Source organism: Glycomyces sp. MUSA5-2 (assembly GCF_037034145.1).
Lineage (GTDB): Bacteria > Actinomycetota > Actinomycetes > Mycobacteriales > Micromonosporaceae > Glycomyces > Glycomyces artemisiae.
Map to the genome: position 1 here is coordinate 173,986 of NZ_JBAGKG010000005.1, position 16,136 is coordinate 190,121.

The window sequence follows — 16,136 nt, forward strand, 5'->3', positions numbered from 1 at the left end:
CTCGTCGTTCATGCGTTCTCGGGCTCCGTACTACTCGGCCGGCTTCACGACGACCCGGCGGCGCGGTTCAGCGCCCTCGGACTCGCTCTGCACGCCGTCAGTGGCGTTGATGACGTCGTGGACGCACTTGCGCTCGAAGGCGCTCATCGGGTCGAGCTTCACCACGCTGCCGGTCTCGATCACGCGCTTGGCGGTCTTCTCGGCCAGCTCGGCGAGCTTCTTGCGACGCCCGGCGCGGTACCCGCCGATGTCGAGCATCAGGCGCGAGTGGTCCCCGGTCTTGCGGTACACCGCGAGCCGGCACAGTTCCTGGAGGGCTTCGAGGGTCTGGCCCTTGGGGCCGACGAGCCCGCCGAGGTCTTCGCCGACGATCTCGACCTGGGGGCGGTCGCCGACGACGAGTTCGTCGATGTCCCCGTCGAGGTCGAGGATGTCCAGCAGGCCCTCCATGTAGTCGGCTGCCACTTCGCTCTGCTCGAAGAGGTCGTCTTCGGAGGCCACCTCGTCCTCCCGCACCTCAGTTGCTCCCATAATTGCCAACTCGTCCTATCGCTCGTTATAAGCCTAGTTTGCACCATTGTGGCTGATCCGCGGCGCCTGCGCCGCCGCGGACCGTCCCCCTAGCCTTTTTTCTTCTTGGAGGCCTGCTGCGCGCCGCTGACCTTCTTGGCCCGGGCGATCCGCTCCGCCCGCGAGAGGTTCTTGCCCGCGCCCGGCCCGCTCTTGGCGGCGCCGGAGCCGTTGACGTTCGCGCCGTTCACGCCCGAGCCGGAGGCCGGCTTCGAGGCGCCGCCGGCCTGCTTCGGCTTCTGGCCCGGCTTGGGGGCCAGGTCCTTGCGGCGCTGCTCGGTCTCGCGCTGCTCTTCGAGCATCTTCTCGTGGGCCTTCGTGCCGGGCTTCGGCGGCTTCGCGTTCGCGGTGTTCTGCTGGGGCGGCGGGTACTTGCGGAGCACGTACTGCTGCTGCGCCAGCGAGAACAGGTTGTTGATGGTCCAGTAGATGACCACGCCGATCGGGAACGCGCCCGCGGAGAAGACCATGATGACCGGGATGCCGTAGAGCATCACCTTCTGGATCATCCGCTGGTTCGGGTCCTCGTTCCAGCCGGTCTTGAGGATCATCTGCCGGGTGGTGAGGAACGTCGTGAGGATCATCGCCGCGCCGAGGATGCCCGCGACGAGCTTGACGTTCAGCGAGGAGGAGTCCACGGCGTCGAGCTGCGAGGCCGGCGTCAGGAAGGTGCTCCAGAACGGGGCGCCGAAGAGCTTCGCGTGGACGTACGTGTTCCAGTCCGAGGCGGGCCCGCCCGCGAGGCCGGTCCACCCGTACAGGTCCGTGTTCAGGGTCTGCTCGGGGTCGGGGCGGCGGAGGATGTGGAAGAGCGCCAGGAAGACCGGCATCTGGATCAGGATGGGAAGGCAGCCCATGAGCGGGTTCGCCTTCTCCTTCCGATACAGCTCCATCATCTCTTTCTGGAGCGTCTCGCGGTCGTTCTTGTAGCGCTCCTGGAGCGCCTTGATCTCGGGCGCGAGCTTCTGCATGGCCCGCTGCGACTGGATCTGCTTGACGAAGAGCGGGAACAGGATGATGCGGAGGGTGATGACGACGCCGACGATGGAGAGGACCCAGGCCCAGTCGCTCTGCAGGAATCCGTTGTCGTCGCCGCCGAAGACGTTCGACCAGAGGTCGTGCCACCGCAGCAGCACCCACGACACGCCGTTGTAGGCCCACTCCATCACTTGCGGACTCCAGTCATCTCGCTCGAATTCATCACGTGCTCACTCATGCCGAGGGGGCACGGGGTCGAAACCCCCCGGATGAAAGGGGTGGCACCGTCCCAGCCGTCGCAGGCTCAACCATATGCCACGGGCTGCACCGTGCCGGGACAGCGCCTCAAGGGTATATGCGCTGCAACTGGGGTAGAAGCGGCAGCGTGCCGGAAGCGCCGGGCTTATCCACCGACGGTACGCGATCACGGGGGCGGCCACCACTCGGACCAGGCGTGATTCCGCCTTGCGGTCAAAGGCTTTCGCCGTAGGCGAACAAGGGTCCGGCGCCCTGGGCGAACAGCCGTCGTGGGGTGAGGCGGCGGCGGTCACGACCGGCCCCGGTGCTGGCGGCCGCTCTTCCCGGTGCGGGCCGCCTGGACGGCCTCGGTGAGGTCGCGGCGCAGTTCGGCGAAGTCCCGCTCGGCGGCTTTCGGGGTGGCCCGGACGACGACGTCGGTCCCGGCGGGCCAGTGGGGGAGCTCCGCGGCGGCGGCGTGGCGGAGGCGGCGCTTGACCTTGTTGCGCACCACGGCGTTGCCTACTGCCTTGGAGACGACGAAACCCGCCCGCGCCGTGCGGTCCGCATCGGCTTCGGACGGTGTCGCCGGCTCGCCGGCCGGTTGGAGCGCTGGTGCCCAGTGCACGACGACGCCGCCGCGGGCGGCGCGGCGGCCGCGCTTGAGCGCGGCACCGAAGTCCCGGCTGCTGCGGATGCGCGCGTCGGCTGGTAGCACCTGGATCACGTCCTCATCCCCCGCGGGCGGGCCTTCGCCCGCCTCGCGCAGGGGATCTGAGGCAAGCGCTCAGACGGTCAGCTGCTTGCGACCCTTGTTGCGGCGCGCGTTGATGATGGCGCGGCCCGCACGGGTGCGCATGCGCAGCCGGAAGCCGTGGGTGCGCTTGCGACGGCGGTTGTTCGGCTGGTAGGTGCGCTTGCTCACGACGGATGTCTCCCATTACGAATCAAATTGCCACTGCGCCGGGCCTTCGAGGGCCCAGCCCCGGATCGGGGCTACGGGGACGCGGAGAACAGCCTAGCAGGGCTTTCGCTCCGGGCCCCAGCCGCGGACGGCCGATGTGGCATGCCCCTCTGGTTCGACGGGCAACCACCTCATGTTACTCGCCGCACCGGGAGGGTCGCCGCCGCGGGTGCTTCGGCGCGGGACGCGCGGCCGCGGTCGTCCACAGGTCGATCCGGACGGTCCCGGAGGGCGTCCGGGGAGGTCGCGCGACCGCCGCGAGCAGCCTGTGGATAACTTCTCCCGGACTGTGGGCGACTTCCGCGGCGCCGGAACGGCATCGTCAGGGACGTTGCGAGAAATACCAGGTCATGACCGTGATTCAGGAAACATTGTCACAAGCGGCGCACGTGCACAGGGCACCTGAAGGCCTGTGGATAACCTGTGGAAAACTTGCTGGGACGCGGCGAGGGCGCCGCCGCGGGAAGCGGGTCCGGCAGTGCGGACCGCCTGGATCCGAGCCTACCGTCCGCGGCCGCGGAACTTCGCGAAACCGGCCGTTCGGGACAAGAGCACACCGACGATGAACACGAGGGATGGCGAACGTGACCGACCAGGATCTGTCGGCAGTCTGGTCGGCGGTGTCCGCCGAGCTGGCCGAGGCGTCGTCGCTCACCCGCCAGCAGGCGGCGTGGATGCGCCTGTCGCAGCCGGTGCTGTCGATGCCGGGCACGTTCATCGTCGCCGCCCCCGACAAGTTCGCCCGATCGGCGTTCGAGTCGAAGCTCCGCGTCCCCATCAGCGAGGCCCTCTCCCGGCACCTGGGCCAGCCGACGCAGATCGCGGTCACCTTGCAGGAGAAGCAGGCCGAGGCCGCTCCCGCTCCCGAGGCGCCGGCCGTGCCCGAGCAGCAGCCGGCGAACGGGACGCCCGCGCCCGACGCCGCCGACGCGACGATCGTGTTCGAGCGGCCGAAGTTCGACGACCCCGAGCCCCCGGCCGCGCCGCGCGGGCCGGTGCCCGCGCAGAACCCGCCGAGCCTGTTCGACACCGCGGCGTTCCGCCCCGGCGAGCCCGCCGCCGCGCCTGAGCGCCCGGCGCCCGAGCGTCCCGCGCCTCCCGTCGAGCGCGCCCCCGAGCCGGAGCCCGAGCGGCCCGCGCCGATCCCGCACCAGCCGGCGCGCCCGGCCGAGGCCGAGGCGCCCCGCTGGGAGGAGCGCACCCCCGAGCCGCCCGCCGACGGCGCCGAGCTCGAACGGGTGCTCTCCGAGACCGCGGCCCGCCGCGCCGACGGCCACAAGGACCAGGCCGCGCCGCCCGTCGCCCCGCCCCCGTCGGACGACCCCGACCCCGAGCGGCGCGGCGGCATCACCAAGGCCCACCAGGCCGCGCCCGCGAAGGCCGTCGACGGCGTCGGCCGCCTGAACCCGCGCTACAACTTCGACACGTTCGTCATCGGCTCGTCCAACCGGTTCGCGCACGCGGCCGCGTTCGCCGTCGCCGAGGCGCCCGCGAAGGCCTACAACCCGCTGTTCATCTACGGCGGCTCCGGGCTCGGCAAGACGCACCTGCTCCACGCCGTCGGCCACTACGCGCACGACCTGGGCACCGCCCAGTCCGTCAGGTACGTGACCACGGAAGAATTCACCAACGACTTCATCAACTCGCTGTCGGACCGCCGCCAGCAGGCGTTCCAGCGCCGCTACCGGGACGTCGACATCCTCCTCATCGACGACATCCAGTTCCTCATGGACCGCGAGCGCACGCAGGAGGAGTTCTTCCACACCTTCAACGCGCTCCACAACGCCAACAAGCAGCTGGTGATCTCCTCCGACCGCTCGCCGAAGCAGCTCCAGACCCTGGAGGACCGCCTGCGGACCCGCTTCGAGTGGGGCCTGCTCGCGGACATCCAGCCGCCGGACCTGGAGACGCGCATCGCGATCCTGCGCAAGAAGGCGGTGCAGGACGAGCTGAACGTCCCCACCGACGCGGTCGAGTTCATCGCGACGCAGATCCACCACTCCATCCGCGAGCTCGAAGGCGCGCTCATCCGGGTGACGGCGTACGCGAGCCTGAACAAGAAGCCGGTGGACCTGGGCCTCGCCGAGGAGGTGCTGCACGACTTCATCCCCGAGGGCGGCAACACCGCCGAGGTGACGGTGGACCAGATCATGCAGGCGACCGCCGACTACTTCGGGGTGGCCTCGGCCGACCTGAAGGGGAACTCGCGCTCGCGGATCCTCGTGAACGCCCGGCAGGTCGCCATGTACCTGTGCCGGGAGCTGACGGACATGTCGCTGCCGCGGATCGGGCAGGCGTTCGGCGGCCGCGACCACACGACGGTGATGCACGCGAACAAGAAGATCCGGAAGCAGATGGCGGAGCGCCGGGCCCTCTACAACCAGATCGCGGAATTGACGAACCGTTTGAAACACACCGACGAATGAGCGGCCTGTGGACAACTCTGTGGAAAAGCTGTGGATAAGCCCAGGAATCTGTGGAAAGCCTGTGGACGACGTGTGGAAAACAGGCGGAAGCGCGATTCTCATTCGCTTTGCGGCTGTGGAGAACCCTGTGCATAACCTGTGGAAAAGCTGTGGACAGACCTGTGGATGAGATGTGGAAAACTCGGCGGGTGTCGGAGGCTGTGGATAAGCTCCTGATTCATCCACAGGTTCTCCACAGGCCGTCCACAGGCCCGTAGCCGGAACACGCTGCGGAAAGGCGGGTTTTCCACAGTTTCCACAGCACCGACGACTACGACGACAGTTATATCTATAGAGAAACCATTAGTAATAGCGCTGTGAACAACCGAGCTTCATCGAGAAGGAGCGACCCATGAAGTTCCAAGTCGAACGCGACACCTTCGCGGACGCGGTCTCCTGGACCGCGAAGAGCCTCCCGGCCCGCCCGTCGGTGCCTGTCCTCGCGGGCGCCCGCCTGTCGGTCGACGAGGGCACCCTGACGATCTCCGGTTTCGACTACGAGATCTCCACCCGGGTCACCGTCGAGGTCACCGGCGAGAGCGCCGGGACCGCGCTGGTCTCCGGCAAGCTCCTCGCCGAGATCGTCAAGGCCCTCCCCAACAAGCCCGTCGACTTCGTCGTCGACGGCCCCCACGCCGAGCTCACCTGCGGGTCGGCCCGGTTCACCCTGCCGACCATGCCCCTGGAGGACTACCCCTCGCTGCCGCAGATGCCCGAGGCGATCGGGACGATCGACGCCGAGGAGTTCGCGAAGGCCGTCGCCCAGACCGCCGTCGCCGCGGGCAAGGACGAGACCCTGCCGACGATGACCGGCGTCCAGGTCGAGATGACCGGCGGCGGCATCGGCATGCTCGCCACCGACCGCTACCGCATGGCCATCCGCGACTCGTCGTGGGAGCCGGGCGACTCCAGCGTCTCGGTCACGGTCCTGGTGCCCGCCAAGGCCCTCGCCGACACGGCCCGCACCTTCGGCTCCCTGTCGGGCCCGGTGACCATCGCCGTCCCCACCGGGACCGACGGCGCCCCCGGCATGATCGGCTTCACCGCGGGCGGTCGCCAGACGACCTCCCGCGTCCTTGACGGCCAGCTGCCGCCGCTGCGGAGCCTCCTGGCGACCTCGTACGCGACCACGCTGAAGGTCAAGACCTCCGAGCTCATCGAGGTGGCCCGCCGCGTCGCGCTCGTCGGCGACCGCAACTCGCCGATCCGCCTCTCGTTCGACGAGGACGGCCTCGTGGTCGAAGCGGGCGGCGCCGAGGACGCGAAGGCGTCGGAGGCCATGGACTGCGCGCTCGACGGCGAGCCCGGCAAGATCGCGTTCAACCCGACGTACCTCCTCGACGGCCTCGCCGCCATGGACGCCCCCTACACGGCGTTCAAGATGAACGAGCTGGGGAAGCCGGTCGTGATGACCGGGCAGCCCGCGCCCGAAGATGAGGATTCGGACACAAACCACGACGTGTACCTGTACATGCTGCAACCATTGCGTTGGGACGCCTGACCGCACAACGACGTGAACGACCCTGGCGCGAACACCGCGGAACGCTTTCGTGTTTGAAAGGGGGCGCGACATGCAACTCGGCATGATCGGGCTCGGCAAGATGGGCGGCAACATGAAGTTGCGGCTCGAAAAGGCTGGACACCGGGTCGTCGGCTACGACCGCAACCCGGACGTCGCCGACGTGGACTCGCTCGCCGCGCTCGTGGAGGCGCTCGACGCCCCGCGCGCCGTGTGGGTCATGGTCCCCGCCGGCGAGGCCACCAGGTCCACCGTGGAGGAGCTGGCCGGGCTGCTGTCCGAGGGCGACATCGTCGTCGACGGCGGCAACTCCCGCTTCACCGACGACGCGGTCAACGCGAAGACCCTTGCCGCGGGCGGCATCGGCTACGTCGACGCGGGCGTCTCCGGCGGCGTGTGGGGCCTGACCGAGGGCTACGCGCTCATGGTCGGCGGCGCCGAGGCCGACGTGCGGCGGCTCCAGCCGGTGTTCGACGCGCTCAAGCCCGAGGGCGAGCACGGCTTCGTCCACGCGGGCGGCGTCGGCGCCGGGCACTACGCCAAGATGGTGCACAACGGCATCGAGTACGCCATGATGCAGGCGTACGCCGAGGGCTACGAGCTCCTGGAGGCCAGCGAGTACGTCGACAACGTGCCCGAGGTCTTCAAGTCGTGGCGCGAGGGCACCGTCATCCGGTCCTGGCTGCTCGACCTCATGGACCGGGCGCTGGAGTCGGACCCGAAGCTCGACCACGTCAAGGGCTACGTCGAGGACTCCGGCGAGGGCCGCTGGACCGTGGACGAGGGCATCCGCCTGCGCGTCCCGCTCCCGGCCATCACCGAGTCGCTGTTCGCCCGCTTCACCTCGCGCCAGGAGGACTCCCCGGCGATGAAGGCCGTCGCGGCCCTGCGCAACCAGTTCGGCGGACACGCCGTGAAGTCCGAATAACCGAGACGGCAAGATAGAGGCGTGCGTGTACGACAGCTGCAATTGACGGACTTCAGGTCCTACGCGCACGCCCAAGTCATGTTCGACGAGGGGCCCTCGATCCTGGTGGGCCCCAACGGACACGGCAAGACCAACCTGGTCGAGTCCCTGGTCTACCTGGCGAACCTCCGCTCCCACCGCGTCTCCTCCGACGCGCCCCTGGTCCGCCAGGGCTGCGAGCAGGCCGTCGTCAGGGCGGAGATCCTCCACGACTCCCGGCGCCTCCTCGCCGAGCTGGCGATCGTCCCCGGCAAGTCGAACAAGGCCCGCCTCAACCGGACCGACCTCAAGCGCCCCCGCGAGATCATCGGCGCCCTCAAGGCCATCGCGTTCGCCCCCGAGGACCTCGCGCTCGTGCGCGGCGAGCCCTCGGCGCGCCGCCGCTACCTCGACGAGCTGCTGTGCGCCCGCTACCCGCGCTTCGCGGGCGTGCGCGCCGACTACGAGCGGGTCCTCAAGCAGCGCAACACCCTCCTGCGCACCGCGTACCTCGCGAAGAAGACCGGCGGCCGCGGCCCCGGCGGCGCCGAGATGGCGACCCTCGACGCGTGGGACGCCCACCTCGCCGCCCACGGCGCCGAGCTCATGGCCGGGCGCCTCGCGCTCCTCGACGACCTCGCCGAGCCCGTCGCGAAGGCCCACTCGCGCATCGCCGACGGCCGCGCCGAAGTGGCCCTCACGTACGAGTCCGAGCTCGGCGGCGGCCTCACCGCCGACCGCGACGTCCTCGAAGCGCGCCTCGCCGCCGCGCTCGCCGCGGCCCGCTCCAAGGAGGTCGAGCGCGGCTCGACCCTCGTCGGCCCGCACCGCGACGACCTCGACCTGGTCCTGGGAAGCCTCCCCGTCAAGGGCTACGCGTCCCACGGCGAGACCTGGTCGGTCGCGCTCGCGCTCCGCCTGGGCGCCTTCGAGCTGCTGCGCGCCGACGGCACCGCCCCGATCCTCATCCTCGACGACGTCTTCGCCGAGCTCGACGCCACGCGGCGCGAGCGCCTCGCCGAGTACGCCGAGGCCGCCCCGCAGACGCTCATCACCTGCGCGGTCGCCGGAGACGTCCCGGACCGGCTGACCGGCGCCCGCTACGACGTGTGGGAAGGGGAAGTGAAGCGTGTCCTCTAACGGCGGCTACGACTACCGCCCGCGCCCGCGCCGGCGCGGCAAGTCCGACGACCCGCGCTTCCGCAAGGAGTGGTCGGGCCCCGGGCCCGACAAGCGCGACCCCGAGCTGCTCGGGAGCCTCCTCCCCCAGATCGTGCGCAAGAACGGCTGGACCCGCAAAGTCGCCGACGCGTCGGTGTTCGGCCGCTGGGAGGCCATCGTCGGCCCCGACATCGCGGGCCACTGCCGCCCCGAGCAGCTGGAGAACGGCGAGCTCCTCGTCGTCGCCGAGTCCACCGCCTGGGCCACGCAGCTGCGCCTGTTCTCGCGCCAGATCCACTCGAAGATCGCCGCGGCCCTGGGCCCGAGCGTCGTCAAGCGGCTGAAGATCGTCGGACCGAGGCAGCCGACTCGTTCCTACGGTCCCAGGCGGGTGCGGTTTAATGGCTCTCGTGACACGTTCTGAAGCCGTCCACCCCTAGGTCCGTAGGGGGGTTCATGTCCGCGGCTCCCAGTGCGACTGTGACGACAATGAGGCGCACAGACACCGGATCGCGAGCTGAATCGCAGTAGACTTGACGGATGCAGTCCGGCCGGCGCTCCCAGCGTCCGGCCGTCTCCATGGCCGACCCGCCGCCGCGGGGCCCGCGCCCTCCCACCCGGACCAGACAATCCGGCAGGGCCGAGGCCAGACGGCTGAAAAGTGTCACAACCATGGACTAGCTTTCTCACTACGATGCGTGAACGACAGAAGGAGTTGCCGGTGGCGGCGAAGCAGCAGGACGAGTACAGCGCCAGTTCGCTTCAGGTGCTCGAAGGCCTTGAGGCCGTCCGGAAGCGCCCGGGCATGTACATCGGCTCGACCGGCGAGCGCGGCCTGCACCACCTCATCCAGGAGGTCGTCGACAACGCGGTCGACGAGGCCATGGCGGGATTCGCCACGGACATCCTGGTGACGCTCACCGACGACGGCGGCGTCAGCGTCCGCGACGACGGCCGCGGCTTCCCCGTCGACCTCCACCCGAAGCTGAAGAAGCCCGGTGTCGAGGTCGCCCTCACGGTCCTCCACGCGGGCGGCAAGTTCGACTCCCAGACCTACGCCGTCTCCGGCGGTCTGCACGGCGTCGGCGTCTCGGTCGTGAACGCGCTCTCCACCCGCGTCACCGTCGAGATCAAGCGCGACGGCTACAACTGGCGCCAGGACTACAAGCACGCCCAGCCCGGCCCGCTCGAAAAGGGCGAGCCCACCGACGAGACCGGCACGGTCGTCAGCTTCTGGCCCGACGGCGACATCTTCGAGACCCTCGAATTCGACTACAAGACGATCTACCGCCGCCTCCAGGAGATGGCCTTTCTCAACAAGGGACTGGCCATCACCCTCCGCGACGAGCGGCCCGAGCAGGTCGACGAGGACGGCAACGTCCGCGAGGTCAAGTTCCAGTACGACGAGGGCATCGCCGACTTCGTGCGCCACCTGAACGCCTCCAAGAACCCGATCCACCCCACGGTGGTCCAGTTCACCGCGGAGGACGAGAAGGAGTTCCACACCGTCGAGATCGCGATGCAGTGGAACGAGTCCTACGGCGAGTCGGTCTACACGTTCGCGAACACGATCAACACGCACGAGGGCGGCACCCACGAGGAGGGCTTCCGCGCGGCGCTCACCAACGCGGTGAACAAGTACGGCCTTGAGAAGAAGATCATCAAGTCCGAGAAGGACCGCCTCTCCGGCGAGGACATCCGCGAGGGCCTGGCCGCGATCATCTCCGTGAAGCTCCGCGAGCCGCAGTTCGAGGGCCAGACGAAGACGAAGCTCGGCAACACCGAGATCAAGGGCTTCGTGCAGCGCGTCTGCAACGAGTGGCTGCCCGACTGGCTCGACCGCCACCCGAAGGAAGCGCGGATCATCGTCCAGAAGGCCTCCAGCGCGGCGAACGCCCGCAAGGCCGCGGCGCAGGCCCGCAAGCTCGCCCGCCGCAAGAGCCTCCTGGAGACCTCGTCGATGCCCGGCAAGCTCGCCGACTGCCAGTCGACGAACCCGGAGGAGTGCGAGATCTTCGTGGTCGAGGGCGACTCGGCCGGCGGCTCCGCGAAGCAGGGCCGCAACCCGCGCACGCAGGCGATCATGCCGATCCGCGGCAAGATCCTCAACGTGGAGAAGGCCCGGCTCGACAAGATCCTCAAGAACAACGAGGTCCAGGGCATGATCACCGCCCTGGGCACCGGCATCCACGAGGAGTTCGACGCCGAGAAGCTCCGCTACCACAAGGTCATCCTGATGTCGGACGCCGACGTCGACGGCCACCACATCAACACCCTGCTGCTGACGCTCCTGTTCCGCTTCATGCGCCCGCTCATCGAGCTGGGCCACGTGTACATGAGCCAGCCGCCGCTCTACAAGATCAAGTGGAACAAGAAGGGCGACCTGGTCGACTACGCGTACTCCGACGCCGAGCGCGACCGCATCGTCGAGGCGGGCGTCGCGTCCGGCAAGGCCGACCCGCGCAAGTCCGACGGGATCCAGCGCTACAAGGGCCTCGGTGAGATGAACTACACCGAGCTGTGGGAGACGACCATGGACCCCTCGCAGCGCAACCTGCTCCAGGTTCAGCTCGACGACGCGGCAACCGCCGACGAGCTCTTCAGCGTCCTGATGGGTGAGGACGTGGAGAGCCGCCGCCGCTTCATCCAGGAGAACGCCAAGGACGTCCGGTTCCTGGACATCTAGGCAACGGCCCGATACGACTTCGTCTGACACAGCAAGGAAGCACTGGTGCCTGAGAACAACCAAGACCAGCTGGAGATCCCCGAGGGCCACGGCCGCATCGAACCGGTCGGCATCGAAGTGGAGATGTCGCGCTCGTACCTCGACTACGCGATGAGCGTCATCGTCGGGCGCGCGCTGCCCGACGTGCGGGACGGCCTCAAGCCGGTCCACCGCAAGATCCTCTACGCGATGTACGACGGCGGCTACCGCCCCGACCGCGGGTACGTCAAGTGCTCGCGCGTCATCGGCGACGTGATGGGGCAGTTCCACCCGCACGGCGACGGCGCGATCTACGACTCGCTGGTGCGCATGGCCCAGCCGTGGAGCCTGCGCTACCCGCTCATCGACGGGCAGGGCAACTTCGGGTCCCCCGGCAACGACCCGGCGGCCGCGCACCGGTACACCGAGTCGCGCCTCGAACCGCTCGCCATGGAGATGCTGCGGGACATCGACGAGGAGTCGGTGGACTTCGAGCCGAACTACGACGGCAAGACCACCGAGCCGACGATCCTCCCCAGCCGCATCCCGAACCTCCTCGTGAACGGCTCCGAGGGCATCGCGGTCGGCATGGCCACGAAGATCCCGCCGCACAACCTGCGCGAGGTCGCCAAGGCCGTCGACTGGTGCCTGGAGCACCCGGAGGCCACCGAGGAGGAGGCCCTGGAGGCGATCCTCGGGATCATCACCGGCCCCGACTTCCCGACCGGCGCGACCATCCTCGGCCGCGCCGCCATCGAGGACGCCTACCGGACCGGCCGCGGCTCGATCAAGATGCGCGCCGTCATCGAGGTCGAGGAGGACACCAAGGGCCGCCCGTGCCTGGTCGTCACCGAGTTGCCGTACCAGGTGAACCCCGACAACCTGGCCGAGCGGATCGCCGACCTCGTCAAGGAGGGCAAGCTCGGCGGCATCGCCGACATCCGCGACGAGTCCTCGGGCCGCACCGGCATGCGGATCGTGGTCGTGCTCAAGCGCGACGCGGTCCCGAAGGTCGTGCTCAACAACCTGTACAAGCACACGCAGCTCCAGGACACGTTCGGCGCGAACATGCTCGCGCTGGTCGACGGGGTCCCGCGGACGCTGAACATCGCGCAGATGGTCCGCTACTACGTGGCGCACCAGATCGACGTGATCGTCCGCCGCACCCGGTACCGGATGCGCAAGGCCGAGGAGCGCGCCCACATCCTGCGCGGCCTCGCGAAGGCCCTCGACCTGCTCGACGAGACGATCGCGCTCATCCGCCGCTCGCCGTCGGCCGAGGAGTCGAAGCAGGGCCTGATGGAGCTGCTGGAGGTCGACGAGGTCCAGGCCGTCGCGATCCTCGACATGCAGCTGCGGCGCCTCGCGGCCCTGGAGCGGCAGCGGATCATCGACGAGCTCGCCGAGATCGAGGCGAAGATCGCCGACCTCGCGGACATCCTCGCCAAGCCCGAGCGGCAGCGCGAGATCATCCGCGAGGAGCTCGGCGCGGTCGTGGCCCGCTGGGGCGACGACCGGCGCACGCAGATCCTCCCCGACGCCGGCGAGGTGTCCATGGAGGACCTCATCGCCCGCGAGGACATCGTGGTGACGATCACCCGCGGCGGCTACGTCAAGCGCACCACCACCGACTCGTTCCGTTCGCAGAAGCGCGGCGGGAAGGGCGTCCAGGGCGCGCAGCTCAAGCAGGACGACATCGTCAGCCACTTCTTCGTGACGACCACGCACGACTGGATCCTGTTCTTCACGAACAAGGGCCGCGTGTACCGCGCGAAGGCGTACGAGCTGCCGGAGGCGTCCCGCACGGCCCGCGGCCAGCATGTGGCGAACATCCTCGCGTTCGGTCCCGATGAGACGATCGCGCAGGTCATCCAGCTGCCCCACTACGAGGTCACGCCGTACCTGGTGCTCGCGACCCGCAACGGCCTGGTCAAGAAGTCCAAGCTCACCGACTTCGACTCCCCGCGCACCGGCGGCATCGTCGGCATCAACCTGCGCGACGGCGACGAGCTGGTCGGGGCGGCGCTCATCCAGCAGGAGGACGACCTGCTGCTGGTCTCGCGCAAGGCCCAGTCGATCCGCTTCCAGGCGACCGACGAGGCGCTGCGCCCGATGGGCCGGGCCACCAGCGGCGTCATCGGCATGCGGTTCGTCGGGGACGACGAATTGCTCACGATGATCGTGCTCCGCGATAATATGGACATCCTCGTCGCGACCAGCCGCGGCTACGCGAAGCGGACTCCGGTCGACGCGTATCCGCAGCAGGGCCGCGGCGGCAAGGGCGTCCTGACGGCTAAGATCACGGAACGGCGCGGCGACCTGGTTGGGGCGCTGTCGGTGACGCCCGACGACGAGCTGTTCGCGATCACCTCGGAGGGAGGGGTCATCAGGACTCCTGTGAAGCCGGTCCGCCAGACTTCGGACCGCAACACCCAGGGCGTCAAGCTGATCGACCTGCCCGAGGAAGTGTCGCTGCTCGCCATCACCAGGAGCGCCGAGGAACCGGAACCCGATGAGGGGCAGGACGAGTAGATGACCGACGCGAAGGCCACCGCAGCGGAGACCGAGCGCGAGGACGACGTGCCGGAGCTGCCCTCCGAGTCGCCCGCCGACACCGAGCCGACCGCCGACGACAAGCCGTCGCCGGAGCCGGCCCCGGCGCAGGACCAGACGCTGACGCTGCGTCGCCCTCCGGGGATGACGCCGCCGCCGGTGACGCCCGAGGCCGTCCCGATCGCGCAGTCGACCGGGCCGACCGGCAACACCGCGGCCCAGCAGGCCGCGGGGGTCGCCTCCTCGGCGCGCGTCGCCGACGCGGTCCGGGCCGCCCGCGCGGCGGTCAGCCAGGCCGCGGCCCGCGGCCCGCGCCGGGCCCGCCTGCGGCTCAAGCGGATCGACCCGTGGTCGGTGATGAAGTTCGCGTTCGCCGTGTCGATCGTGCTGTTCATCGTCATGGTCGTGGCGACCACCGTCCTGTACATCGCGCTCGACGCGATGGGCGTGTTCGACACCGTCAACGACATGCTCCAGATGCTCATGGGCGGCAGCGGCGACTCGGCCGCGGCGGCCGAGGACTTCAGGATCACCGCGAAGGGCGTCATCGGGGCCGCGGCCCTGCTCGGCGTGGTGAACATGGTCCTCTTCACGGCGCTGGCGACCCTCGGGTCGTTCATCTACAACGTCTGCGCCGACCTCGTCGGCGGCGTCGAGGTCACGCTCGCCGAGCGCGACTAGCAGGACTCTGACGGAGCGCCCGCGGCCATTCCCGGCCGCGGGCGCTCCGCCGCTGTGCCCCCGATGTGTCCCAGTGATGCCCGTCCCTCCAGGGAGGGCCCCTGATTCGCGCACGGGACGAACGTGGGGTAATCTTTCTCAGCGCCGCCGATGAGCGGCCGAAGCAAGGGCGTATAGCTCAGGTGGTTAGAGCGTCGAGCTGATAACTCGAAGGTCCCAAGTTCGAGTCTTGGTACGCCCACAGACACCCGCCGGTCATCGGCGGGTTTTTTCTTGCCCGGAATACCGGGACCGGCCCGCGGCCTTGAACGGGGAGACCCCATGTCCCCCGCTCGAAGGTGCCCCCATGGACTCCCCGCGCTCGTTCCTGTTCGTCCTCGGCAGCTCCCGCACCGGCGGCAACACCGAGACCCTCGCCCGCGCCGCCGCCGAGCACCTCGAACCCGAGGCGGCCCAGCAGTGGCTGCGCCTGTCCGAGCTCGGCCTGCCGCCCTTCCGGGACCGCCGCCACCTCGGCGACGGGAAGACCCCGTTCGCCGAGGGGCCCGAGAAGACCCTCCAGGACGCGACGCTCGCCGCCACCGACATCGTCATCGCGTCGCCGCTGTACTGGTACTCCGTGAGCGGCTCGGTGAAGAACTACCTCGACTACTGGTCGGGCTGGCTCCGCGTCCCCGGCCTCGACTTCAAGGCCCGCATGTGCGGGCGGCGCCTGTGGGGCGTCACCGTCCAGGGCGACGAGGAGCCCGACGTCTCGGCCCCGCTCGCCGGGACCCTGCGCCTGTCCGCCGAGTACCTGCGCATGGAGTGGAAGGGCGTCCTCCTCGGCTACGGCTCGCGGCCCGGCCAGGTCCTGCGCGACGAGGCCGCCCTCGCCGCCGCCAAGACCTTCCTCGACCCGGCCCGCGACACGCCCGGCATCAGGTACTGAGCCTGCGGGCCGCGGCCCGGCGGCCCGCCGCGCCGCAGTTTCGCTATGCTGAGGCGCATCGCGCGATGCCGACCGCGGCATTGCTGTACGCGGCAATCTCTGATATGGGGGCCTGGGTCCATGTGGAAGAAGATCTTGATCGTCGCCGGCGTGGCGACGGTCGCGTTCGTGGTCGCCAAGAAGGTCAAGTCGATCAACGACGACCGCACCCTGTGGCACGAGGCCACCACCTCCGCGGAGGACGTGCGCTAGCGAATCGCGTTAGCCACCTCACTGCACCGCGGGTATCCTCGCTGTTGCCCCGCGCGCAGCGGGGATACTCGAACGGACCGGCCTCACCGCCGGCCCGCGAGGGGTCTTAGCTCAATTGGCAGAGCACCGCCTTTGCAAGGCGGGGGTTAGGGGTTCGATTCCCCTAGACTCCACT

15 protein-coding genes and 2 tRNA genes are annotated in these 16,136 nt (G+C 69.3%); 12 read left to right on the forward strand and 5 right to left on the reverse strand.

Annotated elements, in window-relative coordinates; genetic code table 11:
• Positions 1–30: 30 nt before the first annotated feature.
• The 5 genes from WA640_RS17205 to rpmH all read right to left on the reverse strand — a co-directional run bounded on the left by WA640_RS17205 (position 31) and on the right by rpmH (position 2,710).
• Positions 31–531 (reverse strand): Jag family protein, encoded by a 501-nt coding sequence (locus tag WA640_RS17205; RefSeq protein WP_106362850.1) that lies wholly within the window; start codon positions 529–531, stop codon positions 31–33.
• Between the two features lie 89 nt (positions 532–620).
• Complete coding sequence (gene yidC / locus WA640_RS17210) at positions 621–1,739, reverse strand: membrane protein insertase YidC (RefSeq protein ID WP_442904772.1); 1,119 nt, start codon at positions 1,737–1,739, stop codon at positions 621–623.
• 39 nt (positions 1,740–1,778) lie between these two features.
• The gene (yidD, locus tag WA640_RS17215) at positions 1,779–1,991 is read right to left on the reverse strand and encodes a membrane protein insertion efficiency factor YidD (RefSeq protein ID WP_342761196.1); all 213 of its coding nucleotides are present in this window, start codon (positions 1,989–1,991) and stop codon (positions 1,779–1,781) included.
• A gap of 104 nt (positions 1,992–2,095) precedes the next feature.
• The gene (gene rnpA / locus WA640_RS17220) at positions 2,096–2,503 is read right to left on the reverse strand and encodes a ribonuclease P protein component (protein WP_442904781.1); all 408 of its coding nucleotides are present in this window, start codon (positions 2,501–2,503) and stop codon (positions 2,096–2,098) included.
• 69 nt (positions 2,504–2,572) lie between these two features.
• Positions 2,573–2,710 (reverse strand): 50S ribosomal protein L34, encoded by a 138-nt coding sequence (rpmH, locus tag WA640_RS17225; RefSeq protein ID WP_106362847.1) that lies wholly within the window; start codon positions 2,708–2,710, stop codon positions 2,573–2,575.
• Positions 2,711–3,324: 614 nt separating this feature from the next.
• Here rpmH and dnaA point away from each other — a divergent pair.
• The 12 genes from dnaA (at position 3,325) to WA640_RS17285 (ending at position 16,134) form a co-directional block, all read left to right on the forward strand.
• Positions 3,325–5,175 carry a chromosomal replication initiator protein DnaA gene (gene dnaA, locus WA640_RS17230; RefSeq protein ID WP_442904773.1) on the forward strand — a complete coding sequence of 617 codons (1,851 nt, stop codon included), beginning with the start codon at positions 3,325–3,327 and terminating at the stop codon, positions 5,173–5,175.
• A gap of 391 nt (positions 5,176–5,566) precedes the next feature.
• Positions 5,567–6,715, forward strand: a complete 1,149-nt coding sequence (gene dnaN / locus WA640_RS17235; RefSeq protein ID WP_106362845.1) for a DNA polymerase III subunit beta — start codon at positions 5,567–5,569, stop codon at positions 6,713–6,715.
• A 49-nt stretch (positions 6,716–6,764) separates the two neighbouring features.
• A complete protein-coding gene (gnd, locus tag WA640_RS17240; protein ID WP_335989163.1) occupies positions 6,765–7,661 on the forward strand; it encodes a phosphogluconate dehydrogenase (NAD(+)-dependent, decarboxylating) in 897 nt (298 codons plus the stop codon).
• Positions 7,662–7,739: 78 nt separating this feature from the next.
• Positions 7,740–8,819 carry a DNA replication/repair protein RecF gene (recF, locus tag WA640_RS17245; protein WP_442904782.1) on the forward strand — a complete coding sequence of 360 codons (1,080 nt, stop codon included), beginning with the start codon at positions 7,740–7,742 and terminating at the stop codon, positions 8,817–8,819.
• Positions 8,809–9,264: a DciA family protein gene (locus tag WA640_RS17250; protein WP_335989165.1), complete on the forward strand. Its 456-nt coding sequence runs from the start codon at positions 8,809–8,811 to the stop codon at positions 9,262–9,264. Before recF ends, WA640_RS17250 begins: the two co-directional genes overlap by 11 nt.
• A gap of 270 nt (positions 9,265–9,534) precedes the next feature.
• The gene (gene gyrB, locus WA640_RS17255; protein ID WP_335989166.1) at positions 9,535–11,526 is read left to right on the forward strand and encodes a DNA topoisomerase (ATP-hydrolyzing) subunit B; all 1,992 of its coding nucleotides are present in this window, start codon (positions 9,535–9,537) and stop codon (positions 11,524–11,526) included.
• Positions 11,527–11,571: 45 nt separating this feature from the next.
• Positions 11,572–14,076 (forward strand): DNA gyrase subunit A, encoded by a 2,505-nt coding sequence (gene gyrA, locus WA640_RS17260; RefSeq protein ID WP_106362840.1) that lies wholly within the window; start codon positions 11,572–11,574, stop codon positions 14,074–14,076.
• On the forward strand, positions 14,077–14,778 hold the full coding sequence (locus WA640_RS17265) for a DUF3566 domain-containing protein (protein WP_106362839.1): 702 nt from the start codon (positions 14,077–14,079) through the stop codon (positions 14,776–14,778).
• A 167-nt stretch (positions 14,779–14,945) separates the two neighbouring features.
• Positions 14,946–15,019 (forward strand) — tRNA-Ile (locus tag WA640_RS17270).
• Between the two features lie 105 nt (positions 15,020–15,124).
• Positions 15,125–15,709 carry a flavodoxin family protein gene (locus WA640_RS17275; protein WP_335989167.1) on the forward strand — a complete coding sequence of 195 codons (585 nt, stop codon included), beginning with the start codon at positions 15,125–15,127 and terminating at the stop codon, positions 15,707–15,709.
• A 120-nt stretch (positions 15,710–15,829) separates the two neighbouring features.
• Positions 15,830–15,961: a DLW-39 family protein gene (locus WA640_RS17280; protein WP_218125197.1), complete on the forward strand. Its 132-nt coding sequence runs from the start codon at positions 15,830–15,832 to the stop codon at positions 15,959–15,961.
• 100 nt (positions 15,962–16,061) lie between these two features.
• A tRNA-Ala gene (locus tag WA640_RS17285) sits at positions 16,062–16,134 on the forward strand.
• Positions 16,135–16,136: the final 2 nt, after the last annotated feature.

Coding starts and splice junctions, on each gene's coding strand:
- WA640_RS17205 (WP_106362850.1), bottom strand. CDS start 531: ATGGGAGCAACTGAGGTGCGGGAGGACGAGGTGGCCTCCGAAGACGAC.
- dnaA (WP_442904773.1), top strand. CDS start 3,325: ATGGCGAACGTGACCGACCAGGATCTGTCGGCAGTCTGGTCGGCGGTG.
- dnaN (WP_106362845.1), top strand. CDS start 5,567: ATGAAGTTCCAAGTCGAACGCGACACCTTCGCGGACGCGGTCTCCTGG.
- recF (WP_442904782.1), top strand. CDS start 7,740: ATGTTCGACGAGGGGCCCTCGATCCTGGTGGGCCCCAACGGACACGGC.
- gyrB (WP_335989166.1), top strand. CDS start 9,535: ATGCGTGAACGACAGAAGGAGTTGCCGGTGGCGGCGAAGCAGCAGGAC.
- WA640_RS17265 (WP_106362839.1), top strand. CDS start 14,077: ATGACCGACGCGAAGGCCACCGCAGCGGAGACCGAGCGCGAGGACGAC.
- WA640_RS17275 (WP_335989167.1), top strand. CDS start 15,125: ATGGACTCCCCGCGCTCGTTCCTGTTCGTCCTCGGCAGCTCCCGCACC.
- WA640_RS17280 (WP_218125197.1), top strand. CDS start 15,830: ATGTGGAAGAAGATCTTGATCGTCGCCGGCGTGGCGACGGTCGCGTTC.